The sequence below is a fragment of the Amycolatopsis sp. cg13 genome, assembly GCF_041346965.1.
GTDB lineage: Bacteria > Actinomycetota > Actinomycetes > Mycobacteriales > Pseudonocardiaceae > Amycolatopsis.
This window is the reverse complement of the sequence record NZ_CP166848.1, coordinates 6,556,242-6,579,557: the sequence shown is the minus strand read 5'-3', so window position 1 is coordinate 6,579,557 and position 23,316 is coordinate 6,556,242. Positions and strand designations below refer to the sequence as shown.

Annotated in this window: 25 protein-coding genes and 1 riboswitch; of the genes, 13 read left to right on the top strand and 12 right to left on the bottom strand. The window is 70.1% G+C overall.

The window, feature by feature from the left end:
• Positions 1-108 precede the first annotated feature (108 nt).
• On the top strand, positions 109-942 hold the full coding sequence (thiD, locus tag AB5I40_RS30770) for a bifunctional hydroxymethylpyrimidine kinase/phosphomethylpyrimidine kinase (protein ID WP_370933742.1): 834 nt from the start codon (positions 109-111) through the stop codon (positions 940-942).
• On the opposite strand, the gene AB5I40_RS30765 is transcribed toward thiD, so the two are convergent.
• Entirely contained in the window at positions 939-1,370 is a 432-nt protein-coding gene (locus tag AB5I40_RS30765; protein WP_370933741.1) for a MarR family winged helix-turn-helix transcriptional regulator, read from the bottom strand. The two genes, thiD and AB5I40_RS30765, sit on opposite strands and share 4 nt — an antisense overlap.
• Before the next feature lie 143 nt (positions 1,371-1,513).
• A complete protein-coding gene (locus AB5I40_RS30760; protein WP_370933740.1) occupies positions 1,514-2,137 on the bottom strand; it encodes a TetR/AcrR family transcriptional regulator in 624 nt (207 codons plus the stop codon).
• Between the two features lie 57 nt (positions 2,138-2,194).
• On the opposite strand from AB5I40_RS30760, the gene AB5I40_RS30755 reads away from it, so the two are divergent.
• A complete protein-coding gene (locus tag AB5I40_RS30755) occupies positions 2,195-3,139 on the top strand; it encodes an NAD(P)-dependent alcohol dehydrogenase (protein WP_370933739.1) in 945 nt (314 codons plus the stop codon).
• 43 nt (positions 3,140-3,182) lie between these two features.
• Here AB5I40_RS30755 and AB5I40_RS30750 read toward each other — a convergent pair whose 3' ends face one another.
• The 3 genes from AB5I40_RS30750 to thiO form a co-directional block, all read right to left on the bottom strand.
• Positions 3,183-3,935: a thiazole synthase gene (locus tag AB5I40_RS30750; RefSeq protein ID WP_370933738.1), complete on the bottom strand. Its 753-nt coding sequence runs from the start codon at positions 3,933-3,935 to the stop codon at positions 3,183-3,185.
• 2 nt (positions 3,936-3,937) lie between these two features.
• Positions 3,938-4,138, bottom strand: a complete 201-nt coding sequence (gene thiS / locus AB5I40_RS30745) for a sulfur carrier protein ThiS (protein WP_370933737.1) — start codon at positions 4,136-4,138, stop codon at positions 3,938-3,940.
• Complete coding sequence (thiO, locus tag AB5I40_RS30740) at positions 4,138-5,226, bottom strand: glycine oxidase ThiO (RefSeq protein WP_370933736.1); 1,089 nt, start codon at positions 5,224-5,226, stop codon at positions 4,138-4,140. Before thiO ends, thiS begins: the two co-directional genes overlap by 1 nt.
• Positions 5,223-5,328: riboswitch (TPP riboswitch) on the bottom strand. Its footprint overlaps the gene before it by 4 nt.
• A gap of 30 nt (positions 5,329-5,358) precedes the next feature.
• Here thiO and thiE point away from each other — a divergent pair.
• Positions 5,359-6,024, top strand: coding sequence for a thiamine phosphate synthase (thiE, locus tag AB5I40_RS30735; RefSeq protein WP_370933735.1), 666 nt, complete (start codon positions 5,359-5,361; stop codon positions 6,022-6,024).
• A gap of 54 nt (positions 6,025-6,078) precedes the next feature.
• On the opposite strand, the gene AB5I40_RS30730 is transcribed toward thiE, so the two are convergent.
• Positions 6,079-6,882, bottom strand: coding sequence for a hypothetical protein (locus AB5I40_RS30730; protein ID WP_370933734.1), 804 nt, complete (start codon positions 6,880-6,882; stop codon positions 6,079-6,081).
• A gap of 151 nt (positions 6,883-7,033) precedes the next feature.
• Here AB5I40_RS30730 and AB5I40_RS30725 point away from each other — a divergent pair, with 151 nt between their 5' ends.
• Positions 7,034-7,978, top strand: coding sequence for a threonine/serine dehydratase (locus tag AB5I40_RS30725; protein ID WP_370933733.1), 945 nt, complete (start codon positions 7,034-7,036; stop codon positions 7,976-7,978).
• Between the two features lie 164 nt (positions 7,979-8,142).
• Here AB5I40_RS30725 and AB5I40_RS30720 read toward each other — a convergent pair whose 3' ends face one another.
• Positions 8,143-8,829, bottom strand: coding sequence for an SDR family NAD(P)-dependent oxidoreductase (locus AB5I40_RS30720; protein ID WP_370933732.1), 687 nt, complete (start codon positions 8,827-8,829; stop codon positions 8,143-8,145).
• A gap of 80 nt (positions 8,830-8,909) precedes the next feature.
• Between AB5I40_RS30720 and AB5I40_RS30715 the strand changes: the two genes are divergently transcribed.
• Positions 8,910-9,338 (top strand): MarR family winged helix-turn-helix transcriptional regulator, encoded by a 429-nt coding sequence (locus AB5I40_RS30715; RefSeq protein ID WP_370933731.1) that lies wholly within the window; start codon positions 8,910-8,912, stop codon positions 9,336-9,338.
• On the opposite strand, the gene AB5I40_RS30710 is transcribed toward AB5I40_RS30715, so the two are convergent.
• From AB5I40_RS30710 to AB5I40_RS30700, 3 genes are read right to left on the bottom strand one after another with little or no spacing between them, the layout of a single operon-like run.
• A complete protein-coding gene (locus tag AB5I40_RS30710; RefSeq protein ID WP_370933730.1) occupies positions 9,319-10,074 on the bottom strand; it encodes an NAD(P)-binding domain-containing protein in 756 nt (251 codons plus the stop codon). The two genes, AB5I40_RS30715 and AB5I40_RS30710, sit on opposite strands and share 20 nt — an antisense overlap.
• Before the next feature lie 18 nt (positions 10,075-10,092).
• Positions 10,093-11,592: an MFS transporter gene (locus tag AB5I40_RS30705; RefSeq protein ID WP_370933729.1), complete on the bottom strand. Its 1,500-nt coding sequence runs from the start codon at positions 11,590-11,592 to the stop codon at positions 10,093-10,095.
• Positions 11,593-11,596: 4 nt separating this feature from the next.
• Positions 11,597-12,346: a GntR family transcriptional regulator gene (locus tag AB5I40_RS30700; RefSeq protein WP_009084055.1), complete on the bottom strand. Its 750-nt coding sequence runs from the start codon at positions 12,344-12,346 to the stop codon at positions 11,597-11,599.
• A gap of 155 nt (positions 12,347-12,501) precedes the next feature.
• Here AB5I40_RS30700 and AB5I40_RS30695 point away from each other — a divergent pair, with 155 nt between their 5' ends.
• Together AB5I40_RS30695 and AB5I40_RS30690 are read left to right on the top strand one after the other, a co-directional pair.
• Positions 12,502-13,545 (top strand): SIS domain-containing protein, encoded by a 1,044-nt coding sequence (locus AB5I40_RS30695; RefSeq protein WP_370933728.1) that lies wholly within the window; start codon positions 12,502-12,504, stop codon positions 13,543-13,545.
• Positions 13,542-14,504: an N-acetylglucosamine kinase gene (locus AB5I40_RS30690; protein ID WP_370933727.1), complete on the top strand. Its 963-nt coding sequence runs from the start codon at positions 13,542-13,544 to the stop codon at positions 14,502-14,504. Before AB5I40_RS30695 ends, AB5I40_RS30690 begins: the two co-directional genes overlap by 4 nt.
• 90 nt (positions 14,505-14,594) lie before the next feature.
• Here the strand turns inward: AB5I40_RS30690 and AB5I40_RS30685 are convergent, their stop codons facing one another.
• Positions 14,595-15,278, bottom strand: a complete 684-nt coding sequence (locus tag AB5I40_RS30685; protein ID WP_370933726.1) for a DUF3159 domain-containing protein — start codon at positions 15,276-15,278, stop codon at positions 14,595-14,597.
• Positions 15,279-15,554: 276 nt separating this feature from the next.
• Between AB5I40_RS30685 and AB5I40_RS30680 the strand changes: the two genes are divergently transcribed.
• From AB5I40_RS30680 to AB5I40_RS30655, 6 genes are all read left to right on the top strand, one after another.
• Complete coding sequence (locus tag AB5I40_RS30680) at positions 15,555-16,394, top strand: SGNH/GDSL hydrolase family protein (protein ID WP_370933725.1); 840 nt, start codon at positions 15,555-15,557, stop codon at positions 16,392-16,394.
• 157 nt (positions 16,395-16,551) lie between these two features.
• Positions 16,552-17,268 (top strand): OmpA family protein, encoded by a 717-nt coding sequence (locus AB5I40_RS30675; RefSeq protein ID WP_370940641.1) that lies wholly within the window; start codon positions 16,552-16,554, stop codon positions 17,266-17,268.
• A 6-nt stretch (positions 17,269-17,274) separates the two neighbouring features.
• Complete coding sequence (locus tag AB5I40_RS30670; RefSeq protein ID WP_370933724.1) at positions 17,275-17,715, top strand: LapA family protein; 441 nt, start codon at positions 17,275-17,277, stop codon at positions 17,713-17,715.
• Positions 17,716-17,786: 71 nt separating this feature from the next.
• Positions 17,787-18,263, top strand: a complete 477-nt coding sequence (locus AB5I40_RS30665; protein WP_182896440.1) for a hypothetical protein — start codon at positions 17,787-17,789, stop codon at positions 18,261-18,263.
• Positions 18,260-19,144, top strand: coding sequence for a hypothetical protein (locus tag AB5I40_RS30660; RefSeq protein WP_067580198.1), 885 nt, complete (start codon positions 18,260-18,262; stop codon positions 19,142-19,144). The genes AB5I40_RS30665 and AB5I40_RS30660 overlap by 4 nt, the downstream gene beginning before the upstream one ends.
• A gap of 241 nt (positions 19,145-19,385) precedes the next feature.
• Positions 19,386-20,081 (top strand): hypothetical protein, encoded by a 696-nt coding sequence (locus tag AB5I40_RS30655; protein ID WP_370933723.1) that lies wholly within the window; start codon positions 19,386-19,388, stop codon positions 20,079-20,081.
• A gap of 406 nt (positions 20,082-20,487) precedes the next feature.
• Here AB5I40_RS30655 and AB5I40_RS30650 read toward each other — a convergent pair whose 3' ends face one another.
• Complete coding sequence (locus AB5I40_RS30650; RefSeq protein WP_370933722.1) at positions 20,488-23,235, bottom strand: BTAD domain-containing putative transcriptional regulator; 2,748 nt, start codon at positions 23,233-23,235, stop codon at positions 20,488-20,490.
• Between the last annotated feature and the right edge of the window lie 81 nt (positions 23,236-23,316).

Sequence of the window (23,316 nt, the reverse complement as noted above, 5' to 3'; positions counted from 1 at the left end):
GTCTCCTTCGTCACGGGGACCAGCACGAACACTTACTGTGCCATCGTGGTGGACTGTGAATGAAGCACAGTTGCCTCAATGGACCAGACCAGAAGTCGGAACGCGCACATGACTGAGAACCCGAGCCCGCCCTCCGCGCTCACCATCGCCGGATCCGATTCCGGCGGGGCCGCCGGGCTGCAGGCGGACCTGCGGACCTTCCTCACCTGCGGGGTGCACGGCTTGGTCGCGGTCACCGCGGTCACCGTCCAGAACACACTCGGCGTGCACGACCGCGCCGATCTGCCGCCGCACATCGTGGCCGGGCAGATCGAGGCGGTCGCGGCGGACATGGGCGTCGGCGCGGCGAAGACCGGCATGCTCGCGTCCGCGGAGATCATCCACGCGGTCGCGGCGGCCTGCGACAAGGCCGGGATCGGACGCGACGGCGCGATCCCGTTCGTGGTCGACCCGGTGGCCGCGGCGATGACCGGCCAGTCGCTGTTCGACGACAACGGCCTCGCCGCGCTGCGCGACGAACTCCTGCCGCGCGCCACCGTGCTCACGCCGAACCTGGACGAGGTGCGGCTGCTCACCGGCATGACCGTGACCGACCGCGAAGGCATGCACACCGCGGCCGTCGTGCTGCACCAGCTCGGCCCGAAGTACGTGCTGGTGAAGAGCGGCCACCTGCAGTCCGACCCGGAGTGCGTCGACCTGCTCTTCGACGGTTCGACGTTCGTGGAGCTGCCCGGACCGCGCTGGAAGACCCCGCACACGCACGGTGCCGGCGACACCATGGCGTCCGCGCTCACGGCCGGGCTGGCGAAGGGCATGCCGGTGGTCGAAGCGGCGCGCTACGGCAAGTGGTTCGTCTCGCAGGCCGTCGAACACTCGTACCCGATGGGCGCCAAAGTCGGCCCGGTGTCGGCGTTCTGGCGGCTGGCTCCGGAAGAGCGCTAGCTCTCGTCGGAGATCAGGGCTTCCAGCGCGGGCAGCGCGGCGATGATCGACTCGCGGGCCTCGGGCGTGAGGCGGTCGAGGCGGCGGTTGAGCTCCTGCACGCGAGTGGAGCGCACGCCAGAGACGAGGCGTTCGCCTTCCTCGGTGGCACGGGCGAGCCAGGCGCGGCGGTCGACCGGGTCGGACTCGCGCGTGACGTAACCGGCCTCTACCAGCGTGGCCACGATCCGCGACATCGTGGCCGCCGCGACGCCTTCCTTCGCGGCGAGGTCGCCGAGGCGCAGCTCGCCGAAGTGCACGAGCGTGGCCAGCGCCGAGATGGACCCGTGTCCAGGCCCGGGCGCGCCGGCCTGGCGCAGCGAGCGGGAAAGCCGTCCCACCGCTAGATACAACCGGCCCGTTACGTCCTGGACCGAGGAAAGAGTCACGATCGGCTCCTTCTGACGCTGGTGCCCGCCGCTGGGTGCGCCGGAAAGGGTGCCGTCAACCATACGGCGTGCCCGTGCACAATCCGCGTCAAGCGCGGGCGAAATCACCATTACCCAGCCATTTGTGCAGCTTGGCCGCCCATTTAGAGCACCGACACGTCGAGCGGAAGCTCCGCGGGCGGTGGCAGCGGCGCGGCCGTCTCCGCGCGGAACGACTGCAGCAGATAGCCCGCGAGCCTCAGCGACGCCGCTGGTGCCGCGGCTCCCGCGCCCGACCGCAGCCCGCCGTTCGCCAGCAAGACCAGCGACAGGTCGGAAACCGCGAAGTCTGCCCGCAGCGCACCGGCGTCTTGCGCCCGGCGGATCAACTCGGTGAACCCCTGCATCGCCTGGTCCCGCAACTCCGCGAACCGCGCCTGCTCCGGCAGCGCGGTCACGATCGCGGCGGAGAACCCGTGGTTGCGCGCCTGCATCGCGCACATTTCCTCGATCACCCGGCAGAACCCGCGCCACGGATCGGGGTCGGCGAGCGCCTCGTCGAGCATCCCCGCGCATTCGGCCATGGGCTCGGCGAAGGCTTCGGCGACCAGGTCGGCCTTGGTCGGGAAATGTCGGTACACGGTGGCCACGCCGAGGCCCGCGCGGCGCGCCAGCTCGCTCATCGACACGTCCAGGCCCTCGGTCTCGAAGGTGCGCTTCGCGACGTCGAGGATCTGCGCGCGATTGTGGGCGGCGTCGGTGCGCAACCGAGTCGGTTTTTCCGGCACTCTCTCACTTTACGCGAATCGGAAGACCCTTTCCACTTTCCGTGCTAGAAGTGGAACATGCCTTCCACTTCGATGCGAGCCATCACCTACGACCGCTACGGACCACCGGAAGTCCTGCGCGAGACCACTGTCCCGACGCCGGTGCCCGACCCTGGCGAAGTCCTCGTCCAGGTGCGCGCGCTGACGGTCAACGGCGGCGAACTCGCGATGCGGTCCGGAAAGCTGCTTCCGTTCAGCGGCAAGCGTTTCCCCAAACGGATCGGCGTGGACCTGGTCGGCGAGGTGGTGGAACCGGGCACGAGCCGGTTCGCCGTCGGCGACCTCGTCTGGGGCGGCGGGCGGCGAATGGGCACTGCTGCGGAGTACTACGTGATGGCCGCGGATCGGCTGGACCACGTGCCTGCCGGGCTGGATCCCGCGCAGGCCGCGTCGCTGGCGGTGGGCGTCACCGCGATTACCGCGCTGCGCGACAAAGCCCATCTGAAGCCCGGCGAACGCCTGCTGATCCGCGGCGCGACGGGCGGGGTCGGTTTTGTGGCGACGCAGCTCGGCCGCGCTATGGGCGCGCACGTGACCGGGCTGACGAGCGCCAAGAACCTAGAACTGGCAAGGGAACTCGGGGCGGATGTCGCGCTCGACTACCGCGATCCTGGTGACCTGGGGAAGTTCGACGTCATTCTCGACACGGTCGGTCGCGACCTCGAGACATTCCGGCGACTGCTGACCCCGCGCGGACGGATGGTCGCGATCGCGTTCGACCTCGACCGTCCGGTCCGCACGCTCGGCTATGTCGCGGCGAACTCGCTGCGCCCGAACCGCTGGGTGCGCGGTTTCAGCGGGAATCCGAAGGCGGATCTGCTCGCTGACCTGAGCCGGTGGGTCGATGCCGGGCTGGTGCGGCCGTTGGTGGACCGGGTGTTTCCGCTGGCGGATATCGCGGGGGCGCATCGGGCGCTCGAGGGAGGCGGGGTGCGCGGCAAGGTGGTAGTCGAGCTCTCGTGAGATTTTATGCCGGTTAGAACCGGCATAAACACCCACGAGAACCCTAGCGAGGCGGACTGGACGCCTGCGCCCAAAACCGCTGCGGAACCCGCCCAGCACCCCGCGCCAAATACCCAGCCTCCACCGCACTCCGCATCGCCAGTGCCATCCGTTCCGGGTCCGCCGCCCGAGTCACCGCGGTCGACAAAAGCACCGCCGAGCAGCCGAGTTCCATCGCCAGCGTCGCGTCCGAAGCGGTGCCGATCCCCGCGTCCAGCACGATCGGCACCGACGCGCGCGAGACGATCAGTTCGATGTTGTGCGGGTTCCGGATACCCAAACCGGTGCCGATCGGGGCGCCGAGCGGCATCACCGCGGCGCAGCCCGCCTCCTCCAGGCGGAGGGCGAGCACCGGGTCGTCGTTCGTGTACGCGAAGACCGTGAATCCGTCCGCCACCAGGCGTTCGGCGGCGTCGAGGGTCTCCAAAGGGTCGGGCAGCAGCGTCCGGTCGTCGGCGTGCACCTCGAGTTTGATCAGGTTCGTTTCCAGCGCCTCGCGGGCCAACTGGGCGGTGAGCACGGCTTCGGCCGCCGTCCGGCAGCCCGCGGTGTTGGGCAGCAGCTCGATGTCCAAGCGCCGCAACAACTCCAGCACTCCGGAGCCGCCCTCGGCGTCGGCTCGGCGCATCGCCACGGTGGTCAGCTGGGTGCCCGACGCGACCAGCGCGCGTTCCAGCACTTCGAGATTCGCCGCGCCACCGGTGCCGATGATCAATCGCGACGACAGCTTGTGTTCGCCGATGATCAGGTCGTCCATGCTCAACCTCCTTGAACCGCGGTCAGCACTTCGAGGTTCGCGCCCTTCGGCACGACCGCTTCTTCCCATTCGCCACGCCGCACGACCTCGCCGTTGACCGCGACGGCCACGCCCCGGCGTTCCGCTCCCAGCGCGTCGAGGACCGCGGAAACGGTGCTGTCGTCGGGAAATTCCCGCAACTCGCCGTTGACCTTGATCTCCATCAGACTCGCTCCTTCTCGACCAGACGGGCGGGCGTCGCCGCGGCGACCTCCGGCGGCGGGGCTTCGCCGGCCAGCCACGCGACCACGGCGTCCGCCGTCGCGGGCGCCATCAGCAAACCGTTGCGGTGATGCCCTGTCGCCGCGTACACGCCTTCGCTCACTTCGCCGATGTACGGCAAAGCGTCGCGGCTCGCGGCACGCAGTCCGGCGGCGACTTCCACCAGCTCGTACTCCGTGATGCCAGGCAGAATACGTTCCGCGCCTTCCAACAGCTCGCGTACACCGCGCGCGGTGACGGCTTGGTCGAAACCCGCTTCGTACTGCGTCGCGCCAAGGACCAGTTCGCCGTCTTCTCGCGGTACCAGATAGATCGGCCGTCCCTCGACCATCGCGCGCACCGTGTACGGCGGAGGCGGCAGACAGCCCCGACGCGGGCGCAGTCGCAGAATCTCGCCCTTCAGCGGGCGTACGGCGTGCTCCAGCAACGGATGCAGCTGACCGGTCCACGCGCCTGCGGCGAGGATCACCGGACCAGACACTTCGGAGAGGCTCTCGAGCCGCTCGCGGCGGAACTCGACCCCACGCTTCGTAGCCGCTTCGCTCAGCGCTGTAAGCAGTTTCCGGTTGTCCACGGCTAAATCGCCCGGCACATGCAGGCCGCTGCGCACCGAGCCGAGGCCTGGCGCTAGCCGCTTCGCCTCGCGCCCGGTGAGGGTCTCGACGTCGCGGCCGAGCGAACGCAGGTACCCGGCGAGGATGTCAAGGTGCCCGGCGTCGGCGCTGTCGAACCCGACGACGATCGTGCCGTGCTCGGCCAGCCCGGGATCGGTCCCTTCCTCGGCGAGCTCCCGCGCGAAGCTGGGCCAGCGTCGCAGCGACGCTTCCCCCAGGCTGAGCACGGCTTCCTCGCCCGGCCACGCCTCGGTGACCGGGGCGAGCATCCCGCCAGCCAGCCAGGACGCGCCGCCGTGCACGGGATCCGGGTCGACAACGGTGACGCGCCATCCTTGGGCGGCCGCGCGCCAGGCCGCGGACAGCCCGATGACGCCGCCGCCGACGACAGTGACGGTTGTGGTGCTGGTGTTCACAGTGGAATCACGCTCCCTGCGCCGGCATGACCCGGATCAGGTTCCACGGTCGGAGCGGCAGCTCCCTCTCAGCCCGTGCCTCGGGCTCCCGTGCGGACTCCCACACCGTAGCGCGCGGGTAACGTCACCGCCATGCCTGCCTTGACCGGAGACCAAATTCGCACCCGTCTCGCCGACGCCCGGCTGTACTTGTGCACGGATGCGCGCGCTTCTCGTGGAGACCTTGCCGAGTTCGCTGACGCCGCGTTGGCCGGTGGCGTTGACATCGTGCAGCTGCGGGACAAGACCGACGGTGCGCCGTTGGAGGCTCGGCAGGAGATCGCCGCGCTGGAGGTGCTGGCGGAGGCTTGTGCGCGGCACGGGGCGTTGCTGTCGGTGAATGACCGGGCGGATGTGGCGTTGGCCGTGGGGGCGGACGTCTTGCACCTGGGGCAGGACGACATCCCGGTCTCGCTGGCGCGCCGCGTCCTGGGCGACGACGTGGTGATCGGCCGTTCCACCCATTCGGAGCAGCAGGCCGCCGCGGCCGCGGCGGAGACCGGGGTGGACTACTTCTGCACCGGCCCGTGCTGGCCCACCCCGACGAAACCCGGCCGGTTCGCGCCGGGGCTGGGCTTGGTCCGGTCCACCGCGGCTCTCGGGACGGAGCGGCCTTGGTTCGCGATCGGCGGGATCGACGAGGCCCGGTTGCCGGAGGTGCTGGAGGCCGGGGCGTCTCGGGTAGTGGTGGTTCGAGCGATTACCGAGGCGGATGACCCGAAGGCTGCCGCGGAGGGGCTGAAGGCGCGGCTTTCGTAAGCCGTGAGGGGAACCCTGACGGTCAAGGTTCCCCTCACGAATCGCCGCGGGGAGCTACTCGGCCCCGTTTGACGGAACCGCGGGAGCGGTCGGCGTCTGGCTGGTGGCGGGGGCCTGCGAACTCGTGGGCGGGTTCGAGGACGTGGACGGCGGGCGCGTCTGCTGCGTCGGCTGCTGCGAGGAGGGCGGAGCACTCGGCGTTGTGGTCGGAGTAGACGTCGGGTTGTTCTGCTTCGACTCGCCGGGCGGGGGCGTCTGCGGTGCGGTGCTCGGCGTGTTGTCCGGGTGATCATCCCGCTGCTGGCTGGTATCCGGCTGCCGAGGAATCAACCCGGTGGACACACTCCCCTGAGTAGTCCAATCCAGGCCGAACAGAACAAGCAACGCGACAACGAACGCAGCGACGCTCGACGCGATGATCAACGGCCACCGCATCTTCCGCAGCTTCTCGCCCAAACTGTCGGACTTCTCCGGCTCAGTCGGCTTCAGCTGTGACAAGCGAACCGTAGGCATGTTCGCCAGGTCAGCCGGGAGATACACCGTCGGCGCCTCACCCGGAGCAGCAGGCTTCGCCTTCTCAAGCGGCACATGCACCGGAGCAAGCCCGGCCCGGCTGCGTCGCCCGGCTGTCTCCATCGCCTTCCGCGCGGCATCACGAGTCCGCTGCAGGGAACGCAGATACAGCTCGCCGCCGACCGTGCTGACCACACTGGCCACTCCGGCGCCGATGACTGTTCCGGCGACTCCCAGCGTCGAACCCAGCAACGCGGCGGTGACCGCCGCCAGCGCCGCGGCGAGCACCGAGGTCATCCGGAGTTTTTTCTTGTCCTCCGCGGTTTCCTTCTGCTCCTCGCTCATGATTCCGATCTGATCGTTCCCGTTCGTGTCCTGTTTCTTCAACGGTTAAGTCGCCTGAGACGCTCCCTTCGTTGCCCGGGCGTGAGGGACGCCACGTTGACTGTCCACAATGGATAGACTAAAGCTCACACTTTCCTGACATACTCGCCTCATGCACCTCGTGACGATCTCCGACATCGAAACCGCGGCCGGGCGGGTAAAGGGCACCGCGGTGCACACTCCGCTGCTGCGCCAGCTCTGGGTTCCCGGCGAATTCTGGGTGAAACCCGAGAGCCTGCAACCGATCGGCGCGTTCAAGATCCGCGGCGCGTACAACGCGATCGCCGCACTCACCGACGCCGAACGGAAACGCGGCGTGGTCGCGTATTCAAGCGGCAACCATGCGCAAGCGGTCGCCTACGCCGCGCGCGAATTCGGGATTCCCGCGGTGATCGTGGTGCCGGACGTCACTCCGCGACTGAAGGTCGAAGCCACTCTCCGCTGGGGTGCGGAAGTCCGCGAAGTGCCGATCGCGGAACGGGAATCGGCGGCGCTCGCGCTCGCGGAGGAACGCGGCCTCACGCTGATCCCGCCGTTCGACCACCCGGACATCATCGCCGGGCAGGGCACGGTCGGGCTGGAGATCGCCGAGGACCTTCCAGACGTCGAGACCGTGCTGGTCCCGGTCAGCGGCGGCGGTTTCGCCTCCGGCGTCGGCACCGCGATCAAGGCGAAGTGCCCGAACGCGAAGGTCTACGGCGTCGAACCGGAACTCGCCGCCGACACCGCGGCCAGCCTCGCCGCGGGCGAGATCGTGGAGTGGCCCATCGCCCAACGCGCTCGCACCATCGCGGACGGCCTGCGCGCGCAGCCGTCCGAGCTCACGTTCGCGCACCTGCAGCAGGTCCTGGACGGCGTGATCACCGTGACTGAGGACGAAATCCGCGACACCGTCCGTGCGCTGGCCCGACAAGGTCGCCTCGTGACGGAACCCAGCGGGGCCACTGCCCCGGCCGCTTACCTGCACCACGCGGACGAACTGCCCGGCGGTCGCACGGTGGCGATCGTCTCGGGCGGCAACATCGATCCGGCGATGCTGGCCGAACTGCTCGCCTAGCACCCCACGGGCTGCGTGGCTCCGCTCCGGCGAAAGTACGTGAGGGGAACCCTGAGGGAATCTGATTCCCTCAGGGTTCCCCTCACGTACCTCGGCATCGCGCGCCAGGCCAGCCGCGCGGCGCGAGAACCCCCGCGCGCCGCTGAGGTGGCCTCACGCCGGGGTCACCAGTTGACGGTCTGACCCTGGCGGTCCAGATAGTGCAGCCCGCCCTTGCCCGCCCAAGCTTCGATCGTGTCGGCGACGCCGGGAATGCTCTCCTCGACAGTCAGCCGGGCACCCGGCCCGCCCAGGTCCGTTTTTACCCAGCCGGGCGCCATGAGCAGCAGCGTGCGCGGGTCGTCGGCGTGCCGGGCGGCGAAGCTGCGCATGAGCTGGTTCAGCGCGGACTTGCTCGCCCGGTAAACCTCGAAGCCGCCCTTCGTGTTGTCGGCGACGCTGCCCTGGCCCGACGACATCACGCCGATGGTTCCGGTCGCGGGGACCAGATCCTGCAGAGCCTCGACGACGCGCATCGGGCTCAGCGCGTTGGTCACCATCACCTTGGCGAAGTCCTCGGTGGACACATCGGCGAACGTCGCCGAAGGGTCGGTCGTGTAGTTGGTTCCGGCGTTGACGAACAGCAGGTCGAACATCGATCCGGCCAGCCGTTCGCGCAGCGCCGCGACCTGTTCGGGCACCGCGATGTCGACGGTCTCCACCGTCAGGCCGTCCTCGGCCAGCTCGTGCAGCGCGGAGGGCGTCCGCTCGGTCGCGGTGACCTGCCAGCCGCGGCCGAGGAATTCGGCGGCCAGTGCGTAGCCCAGCCCGCGCGACGCCCCGATGATCAGCGCGCTCTTGCCTTCGGTCATGACCGCCTCCTTAGCTATCAATTGATAGCTAACCTACGCCGCCGAGGAGATACCTGTCAAAAGATAGCTATGCTGGCCGGGTGAAAGACGACCAGCTTTTCGAGCTCGCCGACCTGATCCTCGCGGTGGCCCGGCACATCAACGCCGCCAAGGAAGCCAACGCCGAGTCGGGGACGCCGCTGGAAGGCGCGGTGATGCGGTTCGTCGACCGGCACCCGGGAACCACCGTCAACGCCGCGGCCGAGGCGACCCAGATGATCTCCAGCAACGTCAGCCGGGCCGTCCGGGGCCTGGAAACCAAGGGCCTGCTGCGCCGGGAATCCGACCCCGACGACGCCCGCCGGGTACGCCTCTACCCCACCGAAAAGGCGGCGGAGAACCTGCAGCGGCTGCGCGACACGTGGTCCGCGCTGCTCGACGGGACGTTCACGGACGCCAAAGAGGTCAGCACCTTGATCACGGCGCTGCAGAGCATCGAGAACCGGCTAGTCACCCAATCCCGCGGCTGATCCGGGCCAGCACCGCGTCCAGCCCCTGCCGCACCGTCTCCGGCATCCCTTCAGCCCGAAGATGAGCCAGCAGTTGCTCGTTGATCCCGCCCGGAGTCATGTGCCGGGCAGTCAGCTCCTCCAACGGCCCGCCACCGGCCAGTGACTTCCCGACCTGCGCGAATATGTGCGTCACGTACGCCGAAGCCACGTCCGCTTCGACGCCCTGCTCGGCCATCCACCCGGCGATGGTCGCCAGATAGTCCAGGTGCGCGGCGAAGGTCGACGTAGCCGCGCTGAACGCTTCCAAACCCGGCTCGTCGCGAGGCACCACCACGCCGCCGACGCGCTCGAACAGCTCCCGCGCGACGCCGTCGTCCGGGTACATCGCAGTCAGACTCTGCCGCTGTGCCGCCTGCGGCAACGGAATCGACCGCACCACCCGCGAAGCCGGCGCGACCAACTCCCGCAACTGCTCCACCCGCACCCCGGCCACCGCACTGATCACCACGTGTTCCGGCCGGAACGCCAGCTCAGCCACCACTTCCCGCAGCACCGGCGGCCGCACGGCCAGCACCACCGTGTCCGCCTGATCAAGCACTTCCTGGTTGTTCGCGCACACCCGCACGTCCGGATACCGCGCGGCCAGCCCGGCGCTGATCTCTCGCGAGCGTGGCGACAGCACGACCGGCAGGCTCCCGTCGAGCCCGGTCACGATGGCAGCGGTCAGCTCACCGGCGCCGACAAACCCCAGCACAATTCCCCCACCGAAAGATCAGCGACGCCCGCCCGGATGGACGTGCGTGGGCGGCCCTTCCACCCCGCAGTGCAGACAATCCCCGGGATGCGGCGAGTCGTCCGGCTCAGCGGCGCCGAGCACCCCGTTGTGAATTCCTAACGCGATAAGCCCGCCGACGATCGCCAGCACCGCACAAATGACCAGCGCGGTCTGCCAGCCAGCAGTCAGCGCGGTCGGGTCGCGGTAAGCAGAACCCGTCAAACCAGCCGCGGCGGGCAGTACCGCCACCGCCAGAAGTCCACCCGATCGGGCGATCGCATTGTTGACTCCGGAGGCGACTCCGGCGTACCGATCCGGCGCGGCGGCCAGCACGGTCGCGGTCACCGGAGCGACCACAGTGGCCAGCCCCAGCCCGAACACGACCACTGCGGGCAGCACCGATCCGAGGTACGACGACCCCGGCCCGACCCGCGTCAGCAGCAACATCCCGACGCCGACCACGATCGGCCCGACCACCAGCTGCAGCCGCGGCCCGATGCGCTGCGCGAGCGCCCCCGACCGGCCGGACAGCAACAGCATGATCACCGTGATCGGCAATCCGGCCAGCCCGGCGAGTGTCGGCGAATAACCCAGCGACACCTGAAGCTGCAGAACCAGCAGCATCATCACGCCGCCGAGCGCCGCGTAAACCACGAACGTCAGCGCGTTCGACAGCGTGAACGTCCGGTCGCGGAACAGCGAAGGCGGCACCAGCGGTTCGGCAGCATGGTGCTGGAGCCAAAGAAACAGCCCCAGCCCGGCAACGCCGACCACCAACGCGACCAGTACAACCGGATCGCCGATCCCGCGCACCGGAGCCTCGACCAGCGCACCGGTGACCCCGGCCAGCCCGAGCGCGCCGACCGCCGCGGCGACGTAGTCCGGATGCCCGGTCGCCGCGGTATCGCGCGACTCCGGGACGAACCGCCGCGCCATCAGCACGACGACCACCGCGAGCGGCAGGTTGATCAGGAACGCCAGCCGCCATGACCACGCCTGCACCAGCAGTCCGCCGAGCAACGGCCCGACGGCCGCCGCGATCCCGCCGAGCCCGGACCACGAGCCGATCGCGCGGGCCCGGTCGTCGTGCGAGAACGACGACTGCAGGATCGCCAGCGAACCCGGCGTCAGCAACGCTCCGCCGATTCCTTGCAGCACGCGGAACAGCACGAGCAGCTCGGTCGACGTCGCCGCCGCGCACAGCCCGGACGCGAGGCCGAACCACACCACGCCGACGAGGTACACGCGCCGCCTGCCGTAGCGGTCGCCGAGCGACCCGGCGACCAGGATCAGCGCGGCGAGCGCGAGCAGGTAGCCGTCGAGAATCCACTGCAGACCGGCGACCGACGCGCCGAGCTCCTCGCCGATCCGGGGCAGCGCGACGTTCACGATCGTGCCGTCGAGCATGGCCATCCCCGAACCGAGAATGGTCGTCCAGAGCACGCCGCGAGCCGCGGGCGTGCCCCAGCGGATGCCGGTCTCCCCCGCGGTGGTCACGCGGTCAGGGCAGCAGCGTGGTGACGAACTTGTACCGGTCGCCGCGATAAACCGCGCGGGCGAACTCGACCGGCTTGCCGTCGGTGGCGAACGAATGCCGGGTCAGCATCATCACCGGCATGCCGACGTCCGCGCCGAGGATCTCCGCTTCCTGCGGCCCGGCCAGCGACGTCTCGATCGTCTCCTCCGCGCGCTCCAGCTCGACGCCGTAATGCTCGCGCAGCACCGCGTACAGCGAACCGCCCGCGGTGATGTGCTTGCGCAGCCCGCGGAACCGGCCGAGCGGAAGATGCGTGGTCTCGAGCGCCATCGGCTGGCCGTCGGCGAGCCGGAGCCGGCGCAGCCGGAGGATCTTCGCACCGTTGCGCAGCTGCAGGAGCTTCGTCATCTCGCCCTCGACCGGCAGCTCTTCGAGCTCCAGCAGCTGGGACGACGGCTTCAGGCCCTGCTTGCGCATGTCCTCGGTATAAGAGGACAGCTGCAGCCGCTGCGCGAGCTTCGGCTCGGCGGCGAACGTGCCCTTGCCCTGGACGCGGTGCAGTCTGCCCTCGGCGGTGAGATCCGCCAGTGCCTGGCGCACGGTGGTGCGCGAAACGGTGAATTCTCCCGCCAGCGCCCGCTCGGTCGGGATCGGCGATCCCGGCGGCAGTGCGTCGAGCAGGTCCAGCAGATGCTGCTTCAGCGCCCAGTACTTGGGTTCGCGCTGCCCTCGCGCAGCAGTCCCCGCCTCGCTCGCGGGGGGTGTCTCCAGCATGCCCGGCTCCCTCAGTCTTCCCACATTAAACGCGCCACTGCCCCGTGAGGAAACGTACCCTTCTCCCGACCCGCTCCGCCCGGCTAGCATTGGTCTAGACCTGACCGGACGCCGCTCAGCACACCGGGACACCCGTCCCGGCGGAGAGGAAAGTGATGACCCAACTACGTCCCGGCGAGCACATGGCCGCGGAAATCTCGGAGCAGCCCAGCGTTCTCGCCGGGCTGGTCGAGCGGCGGTCCGGCATCGCGGAAGTGGCGAAAAAGATTTCACAGAACCCGCCGCGGTTCGCCCTGCTCGCCGCTCGCGGTTCGAGCGACCACGGCGCGCTGTACGCGAAGTACCTGATCGAGGTACTCCTGGGCCTGCCGGCCGGGCTCGTGTCGCCCTCCACCGCGACGCTCTACGGCGCTCGCCCGGACCTGCGCGACGTGCTCTTCATCACGGTCAGCCAGAGCGGCGGTTCGCCCGACTTGATCGAGGTCACCGAGGCCGCCCGCCGTCAGGGCGCGCTGACCGTGTCCGTCACCAACACCCCGGATTCGCCGCTGCGCGCGGCTTCGGAACTGGGTGTCGACATCGGTGCCGGCGTCGAAAAGGCAGTGGCGGCGACCAAGACGTACTCCGCGACGCTCATGGCGCTGTATCTCTTCATCGACGCGATCCGCGGCGGCAAGGGAGAGGACGCCGAGAAGATCGGCGAACTGGCCCAGCAGACGCTCGACGGTGCGGCCGAAGGCGTGCAGCGCGCGGTGGACCGGTATCGCTTTGTCGACCGCGTTCTCACCACCGGCCGCGGCTATTCCTACGCCAGCGCGCTCGAAGCTTCGCTGAAGCTCGCCGAGACGAGCTACCTCGCGGCCCGTGCATACAGCGGCGCGGACCTGCTGCACGGCCCGGTCGCGGCGGTCGACGGCGAGACCGCCGTGCTCGCCGCCACCAGCCTCGGCCGCGGCGGCGAAGCCATGCGCGAGGTTCTCGAAGCGGTCGGCGAGCGCGGCGCGGACGTGCTCGCGGTCGGCTCGGCGGCCCACGACGTGCCCGCCGCGCTGCGCATCCCGGTCGCCCCGACCGTCGAGGAATTGGCTCCAGTACTGGAAATCCTGCCGATCCAGCGGATCGCGCTCGGGCTGTCGCTCGCTCGCGGCGGCAACCCGGACAACCCGCGCGGTCTGCTGAAGGTGACCAAGACCCGGTGAGTCTCGTAGTAGGCGTGGACGCCGGCGGCACCTCGACGCGAGCGATCGCGATCGACGCCGCCGGCGTCGTGCACGGCACCGGAGCCGCGGGCGGCGCGAACCCCAACTCGCATCCGCCCGCGGAGGCGGCGGCCCGGATCGCCGGCGCCATCGAATCCGCTGTGGACGGACGGACCGACGTGCTCGGCGTCGTGGTCGGCATGGCGGGCGAGAGCAAGCTGTCCGATCCGGCGGTCGCCGCGGAATTCACCGCGGCGTGGGAGCGGATCGGTCTCGGCGGCCTGGTCCGCGTCACCGGCGACGCCGAGGTGGCTTACGCCTCCGCGACCGCCGAACCGGACGGGACCGTGCTCGTCGCGGGCACCGGCTCGATCGCCGGGCGCATCCGCGGCAGGCGGATGGTGCGCACCGCGGGCGGCCACGGCTGGCTGCTCGGCGACGAGGGCTCCGGGTTCTGGCTCGGCCGCGAAGCCGTGCGCGCCACGCTCGCCGCGCTCGAAGGCGACGGCCCGCTCGGCGGATTGGCCGAGGCGGTCCTCGCCGAAGCGTTCGGACCGTCCGCAGTGGACTTGTCGGACCGCGCCACAGTCATGTGGGCGCTGGTGACCCATGCCAACGCGGAACCCCCGGTCCGGCTCGCCCGGTACGCGCCGCTGGTGAGTGCCGCGGCCGCCGCCGGCGAGCCCGTCGCGGAGGAAATCGTGGCGCGCGGAGCCGGGCATCTCGTGCGCGTGGCTCGCGCCACGCGCGAGCCGGGAGAAAAAACTCCGATCGTGCTCGTGGGCAGCGTGCTGGCCGAAAACAGCCCGGCCGGGGCTCGCGTGCGGGCCGAATTCGCCGGGCTCACCGTTCTGACCAGCTCCGATGGCGTGCTCGGCGCGGCGTGGCTCGCGGCGGTGGAGGCGTGGGGCGAGGACACCCCGCGACCATCCCGACGGGTGAATGCCACCAAAACTTGAGCGGAAGAGTCGAAACCGTCGACTCAACCCCTCCGGTCCGGGTACCGTAGGAACCGGCCCCCGGACCCTCCCCCCTCGCCGGGGGCCGCCTTAACTTCCGGGTCCGTTTTCGGACTCGCCCGCACCCGGGTCTTTCGCCAGGCGAAGGCCCGGGTGTTCTGCTGGAAGGCTCCGGTAAAGGACCCAGCCGCTCACCGCCACCGTCGCCGCCACGAGCGGCCAGGAGAGCATCGTGCGCGCCACTCCGAGCGCTACGACCTGCCCGGTCCACCACAACAAGCCGTAAACGACCACGCGCAGCAAGTACTGCAGCACCCACACACTGCTCGCCCACGAGTACGCGCGCAGCAGGGCCGGATCGCGCCGCCAGCGGGTCTTCTGCCCGAGGAGCAATCCCACGATCACGCCGAGCAGCGGCCAGCGCACCGCGATGCTCGCCGCGAACAGCAGCGCGCTCGCCGCGTTCGAGAACAGCTGCAGCAGGAAGAAGTCCTCGGCCCGGCCGGTGTGCATCGCGATCAGCGCGGCGATCACCACCGCGGCGAGGCTCACCACCACCGCGCGCGCCTTGTCGCCGCGGATCAGCCGGTAAGCGCCCAGCAGCACGGCGACGCCGATCGCGACGCCGGCTCCCCAGGCGATCGACTGGCCGGAAACCAGCCAGCCGACGACGAACGCGGCGGGCGGGATGCTGGCGTCGATCGCGCCGCGCCGCCCGCCGAGGATCTGCGTGAGCGACTCCCGCGCCGGCCCCTTCGCAGTCTCGTCTGTCACAGCTTCCAGCCTGCCGCAACTCGCCGCGGACCCCCAGGTCGGGAGACCTACCCCACACGGCGCCCGGTACCTGCCGGATCGTGAGCTTCATCCCGGTGAAAATGCCGTAATAGGGAGGCGGCAACCCCCGACAAGGTAAGAGACTGTGACATCGGCGGGAACCGGTCGTGTCCGGCGGGAAGGATATGGGGATATCCGACTGTTAGTTGGGGTGTACAACTACATCCGGGACTTCACGGGGAACAGGCGCGCACCAGCGGGAAAGGGGAACCCAGCGTGTACGGGATCAACAGCTACGTAGCCATCGGGGACAGCTTCACCGAGGGCCTCAACGACCATCGGGGCGACGGGACGTTCCGGGGCTGGGCCGACCGGCTCGCCGAGATGCTGGCGGGCGACGAGCCCGGCTTCCAGTACGCGAACCTGTCGCTGCGCGGCAAGATGCTCGACGAGATCATGGACGAGCAGCTCCCGATCGCCCTCGAGCTGAAGCCCGACCTGGTCACGCTGTGCGCGGGCGGCAACGACGTGATCGTGCCGGGCGCGGACGTCGACGCCATCGCGGCGCGCTTCGAGGCGGGGGTGGCGAAGCTGCGCGCGGCCGGGATCCCGGTGGTGATCTTCAACGGGCCGGACACCAAGCAGCTGTCTGTGATGAGCGTGCTGCGCGGCAAGGTCGCGATCTACAACACGCATCTGTGGGCGATCGCGGCCCGGCACGACGCGAAGATGGTCGACATGTGGCACATGGAGCCGCTGCACGACCGCCGCGCCTGGAGCGACGACCGGCTGCACTTCACGCCGGACGCGCACCGCCGGATCGCGCTGCTGACCGCCGAGGTGCTCGGCGTCCCGGTCGACGAGGACTGGCGGGAGCCGTACCCGCCGAGCAGCGAGCCGGCCACCTGGATGACGTCGCGGCGGTCCGACCTCGCGTGGACCAAGATGCACCTGCTGCCGTGGATCCGCCGCCAGCTGCGCGGCGAGTCCATGGGCGACGGCCTGTCGCCGAAGCGGCCGGAGCTGGCTCCGCTCGTCCCGCTCGTGCCGGACAACCCGGCGAGCATCGACCTCGACATGCGGGGCGACGTGCGGGGCAACGCGACCGCCTCCTGACCGCCGTTCCCTCGACCGTGCCGGTACCGGTAACCACCGGTACCGGCACGCTCGCGAGAGCCACCCGAACGGCGGCCTTTACCAGGTCGCCAAGCGGAGCGGCCCGGCATAGGGTCCCTTTATGTCCGGTGCACGAGGGTGGCTTCGCTTGATCCCCGTGGCAGTGGTGGTGACGGCGCTGCTCGCGGGCATCGTCACTTGGCTGCAGGGCAGCGGAATCCAGGACGACCTCGCCGCGCGATCACGCTCCGCGCTCGACGCGGCCGGTCTCCGCGGCGGCGACGTGAAATTCTCCGGACGGCAGGCGACCCTCGAAGGGTTCCCGGCCGAAGAAGCGGGCCGCGCGCTGGGCATCGTCCAGGGAGTCGACGGGGTCGAGTCGGCGCAGGCCTCCGGTGGTGCCGGGCCGGTGCAATCCGCGCCGTCGCCGTCGCCCGAGCCGACGACGCCGCCCGCCAGCCCGCCGCCGAGTTCGTCCGCCCCGCCGTCCGCGCCGCCGACCGACCGCGACGGAATCCAGGCCGAATTGGACCGCAAACTCGCCGCCGCGCCGATCACCTTCGATCCGGACACCGCGCAGCTCACCGACCAAGGCGAGCAGGCCGCGCGCGACCTCGCGCCGTTGCTGCGCGACGCACCGGACAACTTCCGCTACCGCCTCGTCGGCCGGGTCGCCGACGGTCCGGGCGGGCGCAGCGCCGCTTTGAAGCTTTCCCGCAACCGGGCGCTGGCCGTGATCCGGTTGCTGATCCGCGAGGACGTGCCGCCCGACCGGTTGCTCGCGGTGAGCAGCGCGGGCACGAGCGGCTCGAACAGCTCGGACAGCGGGAACGACAGCGACCGGCGGGTCGAGATCACAGTGGAACAGAGGTGATGGCGGATGCTCTGGCTCTTCGGGCAGATCTGGCTGTGGCTGCTCGTCTCGTTCCTGCTCGGGGCGGCGGTCATGTGGCTGTTCACGCGCGCGTCCCGGCCGAAGGCCGACGCTGAGGCAGCGCCGTACCGGCCCGCTGTCGCGCCGGCGGAGGAGCCGGCCGAGGAGACCCGGCACATCCCGCCGGCGAACCCGTACGAGGACTACGAGGAACCGGCGTACCCGCACTACGAGGACCAGCCTGAGCGCGTCTACAACGACTATCCGGACGTCGACCCGGACGAGCCGTACAACGGGCAGCACGCGACGCACGACGCGGCCGGGCATCCGCTGCCCGACCCCGAGCCGAGGCTGTCGGGCGAACTGAGCTGGCCCGAGGACGACCAGCGGAGTCCGCACTGGCCGCATGACGAACCCGCGCCCCGCCGACCTGGACGCAGTGGCTGACACCCACCTGGTAGATTCGGCTACGCACGGTAAGCGGGCGCCGAGGGCCCCGGACGACGTCAGGAGGTCCGATGGCGCTTCCGCACTGGACGCCACAGAACCTGCTGCCGCCCGGCCGCCACCACGCCGACCTCGCCGACGTCTACGAGCGGCTGGTCTACGACGCGCCGCACCAGAACGAGCGCGAGATCCTCTTCAGCGCGCTCAACAGCTACCTCGGGGTCGCCCAGCGGGTGATCACGTCCGGGCGTGCCTGGCTCGGCGGCGCGTTCGTCACCCGCACGGCGCATCCGCCGCGCGGGCTCGACGTGGTGCTGCTGCCGGACGAATGGGGCGCGCTGAAGCGGCTCGACGACAGCGGCCGCACCGCGCTGTACGGCCTGCTGACCCTGCGCGGCATCATCGTCGGCCAGCCCGCGATGTACCTGGACCAGATCCAGCCGGTCGGCGGCATGCTCGACGGCTTCCTGTGCCGTCCCGGCGACGAGGACGTGTGGGAATCGGTGTGGGCCGACGGCGGCAGAGGCATCCCGGAGATGGTGTGGTGAGGAACGAGTTCCGGCGGATCGCCGACGAGATTCCCGGCGGCACGTGGCTCGACGACCTCGCGCGTGCCTCGGCGATGGCGGCGAACGCGAAGTTCGAGCGCACCTGCCGCGCGCCGCTGCTGCACGTGTCGGTGATCGGCGAAACGCACATCGACGCGTACACCTTTTCCGACATCAGCCGCGCGCTGCAGGACGCGACGGCGAAGATCGGGCACATCATCCGCAATCCGTCGAATGAGGTCACCTTCGTTCAGCAGGCGGACCGCGACAAGGCCCCGTTGATCCAAAAAGGACAGGCGGGCAACGCGATCTTCTTCGGTTTCCCGGAACCGGCGGTCGACGACGCGCTGATCCACGACGGCATCGAAACGCTGTCCGAGCGCGCGGTGAAGGAACTCTGCGATTTCCTGCCCGCCAACGGTTCCGACGACGGTGCGCTCGACGCGGTGCTGCTGCAGCGCGACACGGTGCGCAACGCCGTCAGCGACGTCGTCAACGCGGTCAGCAAGCACGCGGGCATCGGGATGGCGCTCACGCCAACCGCGGGCGAGCAGGTGACCCGGAGCATGACCACCGAACAGGCCCGGGTGCTGCAGGGCAGCCTGCGCGAATCGCGCGAGGCTGTCGGCTACGAGACGGTGACCGGACGCCTCGACGGCGTGCGCACCCGGCGGCGGATTTTCTATCTGGAGCGCGAATCCGGCGGAACCATTCAGGGCGCGGTCGCCCCGGATCTGCTCGACCAGATCAAGGAAAATCTCGATCGCCCGGTGACCGCGCGGTTGCGCGTGGTGCGCACGACGACCATCGACGGGCGGCGCGGCAGGCCGGTGCACGAACTTCTCGAGATCACTCCGGAAGTCAGCCTTTTCGATCAGTGAATGGCGCGCGGGGACGACCGCGTCGCCAGGTCAGGGCCGTCGGGTAAGCGCGCGGTCGCTCTTCGGAATCATCGGCGAGTCCTTTTCGGCCAGCAAATGGCGCCGCTTCGCGCAATCCGGCGGGAAATGACCCCGATTGGCCGGACGCGGTAAATGAATGACATTATCTCTCGATAACGATTATTCCAACTACGCGGGCATCTGCGTTAGCGTCTTCGCCAACACAGCGGAAGAGGCACGCATGACGACCGAGCAGCCGTATCCGGCCGCACCCGCACGACACAGCCGGACCACTACTCGCCCTGGTCCGCACCGTCCGGCCCCGCAAGCGCCGCCGCGGCCGCCCCAGCAGGCCCCGGCCCGGAGGAAGGCGAACTGGCCCGGCGGACTCGGAGTCACGCTCGGCCTCGCCGCGGCCGGTGTCGCGTTCCTGCCGGATTGGGGTTTCCTCGCCTGGCCGCTCGCCGGCGTCGGACTCGTCGGCGGAATTGCGGGAATCGTACTTTCCTCCAAGGGCACAATGCGCGGATTGGGTGTCGCCCTCACCGGAACCACGCTTTCCGCACTCGCTGTCCTGTTGTGCGGTGCGATGGCGCTGTACCCCTCGATGTTCGGCACCGCGCGGGCGGGCGACCTGCACATCCCGCCGCAGCCGGGCGAGAAGCATTCGGTCGACTTCGTGGTGACCTCGGCGGGCGGCGCGACGGTTCGCTACGGCACGCTGAACGACCAGCGCACCGCGTCCACCCCGCCGAGCACCGACGACTGGCACGGCCACGCCTCCTACAGCGGCGGCGCGCCGATCCTTTCGCTGACCGCGGACACCGCGAACGCGGGCGTGACCAACCAGATCAGCTGCCAGATCCTCGTCGACGGGAAAAAGGTCGCCGAGAGCAGCGGCAGTTCGATCGCGCTCTGCACGTCGAACGTCGAATAGAGCCTGGCGGCCGGCCGGCCTACCCCCATCTCGGCCGGCCAACCGCCACCGAGCCGCTCCTGGCGGCTCTTCCAGGTCCGCGCGGTGCTTGCCGCGGTCCCGCGTCGCCGGCTTCACAGCCTGCCCCTCCCCTAGGGCTCCGCCAGCGTCGCGGCCGACCCTACGCGCGCTGACCGCCCGATGGCTAAGAATCCGCTAAGCGGGCGCGATTATTACCACGCAGACCTGCGAAAACACAGCTGAACGTTGTACAAGAGCACAGCGCGCCGACTGCCCGCTCACTCCCTGCGCGCTCCCGAGCTGGTCCGTGAGGGGAACCCTGAGGGAATCTGATTCCGTCAGGGTTCCCCTCACGGACCTGGGGACGCGGCACCGCGCCCGCCTGAGTTCCGGGCAAGCGCTCCGCTCACCCCAGGTCGGCCGCTTCCTTCCGCAAGTCCTCGACCTGCCGAGGGTTCATCCGCTCGTACAGCGCGACAGCCCGCCAGTACTGCTCCTTCGCCGGCTCCAGCCGCTTCTGGGCGCGCAGGATCCGGGCCAAAGTTACCCGCAGGATGCCCTCCTGCAGTTCGAACTGCCGCGCGACCGCCAGCGACACGGCCTCCCGCGCGTAGCCTTCGGCCGCGTCCAGCTCGCCGATGTCCAGGTGCAGCTCAGCGAGGTTGTTCAGCGACACCACGGCATAACTGTCATCGCCGAGTTCGCGGTCGATCTTCAACGACGCCAACTGATGGGTGATCGCTTCCGTCGGACGACCAGCGCGCTTCTCCGTCTCGGCGCAGTTGTTGAGTGCCTGCCCACGCAGTTCGAGATCACCAGTGCGTTCAGTCTCCGCGACGGCCTCCAGCAGCCGTTCGATGGCCTCCTCGTAGCGGCCGAGCAGGGTCAGCACGCTGCCGAGGTGGATCTTGGCGACGATGAGCGAACGTCCGTCGAGCCGGGTGGCCAGGCCAACCGCGCGTTCGGCGTCGGCGATGCTGCCCTGCGACAGCTCGAAGGTGAGCGCGATCGCGCAGCGGGAGATCAACATCCAGCACTGGCCGAGCGGCTCGTCGGCGGCCTCGGCGGCAGCCAGGCCGAGGTCGACCAGCCGGATCCATTCCTCGTACAGCGGGCAGACGACCCGGTAGGTGTGCGCGACGCGGGCGAGCCGCCAGACGTCGGCGTAGCGGCCGTCGGCGTGGGCGGCGTCCAGTACGGCCAGCAGGTTCGGCCATTCCGCGGCGAACCAGTCCTGGGCCTGGGCGAAGGTTTCCAGCGGTGGCAGCGCGTCCGGCGGCACGAGGCCGGTCAGGTCCAGCGGGTCGACGATGCGCAGCATCTTCCGGCGCGCGGTGTCCGAGGCGGCCTGGTGGTAGCGGATCGCCCGGTCGAGCACCGCCGCGCGCTCCGCCGGGTCCAGTTCGGTTTCCGCCAGCTCGCGCAGGTAGAGCCGGACCAGGTCGTGCGGGGCGAAGGCGTCGCGCGAGGTCTCGGCGATCAGGTTGTGCGCGGCGAGCGTGCGAAGTTCGCGGCGGGCCTGCGCCATCGGGATCTCGGCGATGGCCGCCGTCAGGTGCGGTCCGGTGTGCCGGGCGGGCACCGCGCCGAGCCGCAGCAGGGTCCGGGCGAGGCTGTCGGGCAGGCCGCGGAACGAGACGTCGAACGCGGCCCGCACGCCGTCGTCGGCTCCGGTCACGTCCAGGCCGGCCAGCCGGGTGCGCTCGTTCCCCAGTTCGCCGACGAGGTCCTTGAGTGTCCATTGTGGACTGGCGGCGAGCCGGGCCCCGGCGATCCGCAGCGCGAGCGGCAGGTAACCGCACAGCCGGGCCAGCGCGTGGTTGAGGTCGAAGTCCGCGGGCCCGGCCAGTTCCTCGATCACGCTCACCGCGGCTTCCGGCGCGAGCGTGCCGAGCACGCGCAGCTTCGCCGCGTGCGACACCGCCAGCGCCTCCAGCCGCGACCGGCTGGTCACCACCGTCATCGACCGCGCGCCCGGCGGCAGCAGCGGACGCACCTGTTCGGCCGAACGCGCGTCGTCGAGGAGCACGAGCATCCGCCGTCCGGCGATCAGCGAGCGGTACAGCGCGACGCGTTCGTGCATGCGCTCCGGCACCTCGTCGGCGGGCACGCCGAGACCGAGCAGGAACTGCGACAGCACATCGCCCGGTTCCAACGGCGGCTGATGCGGGTCAAACCCTTGCAGCGCCGCGTACAGCACGCCGTCCGGGAACAGCCGGGCCGCGCGATGCGCCCACCAGATGACCAGCGCGCTCTTGCCGACCCCGGCGGTGCCGGACACGATCACGGTGCTGTCGCCGCGTTCAGCGAGCCCGTCAAGCCACTCCACCTCCGCCGCGCGCCCGGCCAGCGTCGGCAGCGCAGGCGGCAGCTGAGACGGCGCGACGGCCTGCTCCGGCACCGCGCTCTCGTGCGCGGCGAGATCGTCGTTGAGCACCCGCTCGTGCAGCGAACGCAGATCGGCTCCGGGTTCGACACCGAGCGAGCCGAGCGTGGCCCGCGAGACGGTGCGGTACAGCTCGAGCGCTTCCCCGCGCCGCCCGGCGTGGTAGAGCGCGCGCATCAGCTGCCCGGCGATGCGTTCGGCGAGCGGGTCGGCGCGGACGAGCGGGCTCAGCTCCACGATCAGCTCGTCGTAGCGGCCGAGGTCGAGATCGGCGTTGACCCGGGCGTAGCGGATCGCGCGCCGCAGCTCGTCCAATTCGGGCGCCCGTACCGAATCGGGCACGCCGGACAGCGTCGGGCCCTGCCACAGCGAGAGCGCTTCGGCGAGCAGCTTCGAGGCGCTCTCCGGCGGTTCCAGCGCGGCCTGGTCGAGCAGTGCCCGCGCGCGGTGCGCGTCGATCCGCTCCGGGGCCAGGGAAAGCTGGTAGCCGGGCGGGCGGGTGTTGATCACCGCGACCGGTTCGGACATCTCCCGCAGCAGCCGGCGCAGCTGCGACACGTTGCCGTGCACGATGGTGCGGGCGGTGGCGGGCGGATCGTGGCCCCACAGCGCGTCGATGATCTCCTCGAGCGGCACCACCTTGCCCACGCGCAGCGCGAGCAGCGCCAGCAGCCCCCGCACCCCGGGGCCGCCGACGGGAACCGCACGGCTGCCGTCGAGCAGCCGCACCGGGCCGAGCAGTTCGACCCGCGCGCCGGCATCGGCCATGCTCGCGCGCACCTCCCAGGCTCTCCCCCAGCCAGACAGGTCAACTTACCGTCAGCGGCAGCCCGCAGAAACCGCTCTTTC